Below are 3,562 nucleotides of genomic sequence, written 5' to 3'. Positions count from 1 at the left end.
GTGACCGGGCCGGCCGAGCTGCTCACCACGATCGAGCAGGTGACGCCGGTGTATGTGACCTTCCGGCCGTCGGCGCAGGATCAGCAGGCGTGGCGCCAGGACCCCGGCAGCCGGGCGCTGATCCGGCCCGGCAGCCGCCTGCTGATAAAGGTGGTCCTGCCCGACGGCACCGAGCTGCCGCAGACCGGCCGGCTCGACTACGTGAGTCCGTCGGTGGATCCGGGCACCGGCACGCTGGAGCTGCGGGCGTCCTTCGACAACGCCGATCGGGCACTGGTCGCCGGACAGTTCGTCCGCGTCCGGCTGCATGGATTCGAGCGCGACAGCGCGCTCGCGGTCCCGCGGCGCGCGGTGCAGCAGTCGCTCGACAAGCAGTTCGTGCTCGTCGTTGGCAAGGGTGACACCGTCGCGGCGCGCGACATCGAGACCGGGACCTGGAGCGGCGACTGGTGGATCGTGGATCGCGGCCTGGCCCCGGGTGATCGCGTCGTGGTGGATGGCGCACAGAAGGCGATGCCGGGGCAGCCGGTCCGCCCGGTGGTACTCCCCGACAGCGCGGTGGTGGCAGGTACCGCCGGCCCGGATACCGCCCGGTCCGACACCGCCCGAGGAGGCTCGCAGTGAACTCGACCCACCCGACCCCAGAGCAGCGCGAAGAGCAGCTCTACTTCTTCGTTCGGCGGCCGGTGCTGGCCGGCGTGATCTCCATCGTGATCGTCCTCCTCGGCAGCTTCGCGCTGCTGCGGCTCCCTGTTTCGCGCTACCCGCAGATCACGCCGCCCTCGGTGCAGGTGACCGCCACCTACCCCGGCGCCACCGCGGAAGACGTGGCGCAGGCGGTGGCCGCGCCCATCGAGCAGCAGCTCTCCGGTCTCGACGGCCTGCTCTACTACCGGTCGTCGAACTCCAGCAACGGGGTGATGAACCTCCAGGTGTTCTTCGACATCGGCCGTGATCAGGACATCGCCGCCGTGGACGTGCAGAATGCCATCGCGGTGGCGGAGCCGCAGCTCCCGGAGGAAGTACGCCGCCAGGGGATCGTGATCCGGAAGGCGCAGACCGACATCCTGCTGGTGGCGTCGATCGTCAGCGCCGATCCCCGCTACGACGCGACCTATCTCACGAACTACGCGAAGCTCTACGTGGTGGACGAGCTCAAGCGACTCCCCGGCGTGGGAGACGCCACCATCTTCGGCGGGCTCGACTTCGCCATGACACTCCGGCTCGACCCCGACCGGATGGCGCAGCTCGGCATCACGGTGGGCGACGTGCGCGACGCGGTGCAGGAGCAGAACGCCACGAATCCCGCCGGCACCCTCGGCCGGGAGCCGGCGCCCAGGGGGACCCAGCTGACGCTGCCGGTGACCACGCTGGGCCGGCTCCGGACCGCGGAGCAGTTCGGCAACGTGATCGTGCGGGCGCGCGAAGACGGCTCCCTGGTGCGGGTGCGCGACATCGCGACCGTCGAGCTGACCTCGCAGAACCTCGATCTGGTCGGCCGGATGAAGGGCCAGCCGACCGCGAACATCCTCATCTATCTCCGCCCCAACGCCAACCAGCTTCAGGTGAAGGAGGCCTTCACTGCCCGGATGAACGAGCTGGCCCGGGCATTCCCGGCCGGCGTCTCCTGGACCATCCCGTTCGACACCACCCCGTTCGTCACCGCATCCATCGAGGAAGTGGTGATCACGCTGCTGGAGGCGATGGCCCTCGTCACTCTGGTGGTCTTCCTCTTCCTGCAGACCTGGCGCGCCACCCTGATTCCGATTCTCGCGGTGCCGGTGAGCGTCATCGGGACCTTCCTCGGCCTGGCGGCCCTGGGCTACTCGGTGAACCTGCTCACCCTCTTCGCCCTGGTGCTGGCCATCGGCATCGTGGTGGACGACGCCATCGTGGTGATCGAAAACGTCGAGCGCCTCATGGACGAGGAGAAGCTTCCTCCCCGGGCTGCGGCCAACAAGGCGATGAAGCAGGTGGCCGGCGCGCTGGTGGCCATCGTGCTGGCGCTCTGCGCGGTGTTCATCCCGGCGGCGTTCCTGGGCGGCATCACCGGCACGATGCTGAGGCAGTTCGCGGTGACCCTGGTGATCGCGGTCGTGTTGTCGGGTATCGTGGCCCTGACGCTGACGCCGGCGCTGTGCGCGCTGCTGCTCAAGCATACGCCGCACGAGACCACCAATCCGTTCTTCCGCCGGTTCAACGACTGGTTCGACCGCATCACCGGCGGCTACGTCCGCCGGGTGGGCGGCATGCTGGGCCGGCCCCGCACCTGGCTCGCCGCTTTTGCCGTGATCCTGGTGCTGGCGTTCGTGCTCTTCCAGCGGGTGCCCAGAGCCTTCATCCCGACCGAGGACAAGGGGTTCTTCGTGATCGCGATCCAGCTCCCCGACGGCGCCTCGCGGCAACGCACCGACGCCGTGGTCGAGCGGGTGGAGGGGATCCTTCGGAAGGAGCCGGCGATCCGGACCTTCGCCGCCCTGGTCGGGTTCAACCTGCTGGCGCAAGCCAACCAGCCGAACGGTGCCACGATGTTCGCCCTGCTCGAGCCGTGGGACGAACGCGACTCCGACAACACCGTCGATGCCATCCTGGGCCGGATCAACGGCCAGCTCTTCGGGATGAAGGACGCGCTCGCGTTCGGGTTCAACTTCCCCGAGATCCCGGGCCTCGGCACTACCGCGGGACTGGAGCTCAACCTCCAGGCGCGGAGGGGCCAGGACGTGCCCACCTTCGCCCGCCAGGTGGAGGCGGTAATCGCCGACATGAACCGGCTCCCGGAGACTCCCGCCGCCGCCACGACCTTCCGGGCCAACGTACCCCAGGTCTTCGTCCACGTGGACCGGGAGACCGCGAAGGCGCGCGGGGTCGAGCTGGACGACCTCTTCGCCACCCTCCAGGCGATGCTGTCGGCGCTCTACATCAACGACTTCAACCTCTTCGGCCGGACCTACCGGGTGCAGGCCGAGGCGCAGCCGCGCTTCCGGCAGACCCCGGAGGATATCGGTCGGCTGTACGTCCGCTCGGACAGCTCGGAGATGATCCCGCTCTCCGCGCTCACCCGCACCGAGTTCCGCGGCGCGCCCAGCGTGCTCAGCCGGTTCAACGGCTTCCCCTCGGCCATGGTGACGTCCACCGCCCCGGCCGGGATCAGCTCGGGCCAGCAGCTCGATGCGGTCGAGCGCCTGCTGGCCGGGCCCTACGACGACGAGGGGGTGGGGTTCGCCTACAGCGGCCAGTCCTACCAGGAACGGGCGTCATCCGGCCAGGCGGGCCTGGCCTTCAGCCTGGGGCTGGTGCTGGTCTTCCTGGTGCTGGCCGCGCAGTACGAGAGCTGGTCCATCCCCTTCGCGGTGCTGCTGGGCATTCCGTTCGGGGTGATGGGCGCGTTCCTCGGCGTCTGGCTTCGGGGCATCCCCAGCGACATCTACTTCCAGGTGGCCCTGCTCACCGTGGTGGGCCTGGCGGCGAAGAACGCGATTCTGATCGTGGAGTTCGCCAACGCGATGCGGGAGCGCGGGCTCAGCGTGCGTGAGGCGGCGATGGAGGCGGCCCGCGAACGCTT

2 protein-coding genes are annotated in these 3,562 nt (G+C 69.3%); both read left to right on the top strand.

Annotated features, from left to right (window positions below; genetic code table 11):
- A partial coding sequence (locus VF468_29625; protein ID HEX5882447.1) for an efflux RND transporter periplasmic adaptor subunit occupies positions 1–624 on the top strand: 624 nt, incomplete at its 5' end.
- On the top strand, positions 621–3,562 hold a 2,942-nt coding region (locus VF468_29620; GenBank protein ID HEX5882446.1), incomplete at its 3' end, for an efflux RND transporter permease subunit. The genes VF468_29625 and VF468_29620, both read left to right, overlap by 4 nt.

The sequence above is a fragment of the Actinomycetota bacterium genome (genome assembly GCA_036280995.1).
Classification (GTDB): Bacteria; Actinomycetota; CALGFH01; order CALGFH01; family CALGFH01; genus CALGFH01.
The sequence above is the reverse complement of the archived record's forward strand: the minus strand, read 5'-3'. Positions and strand labels throughout refer to the sequence as shown.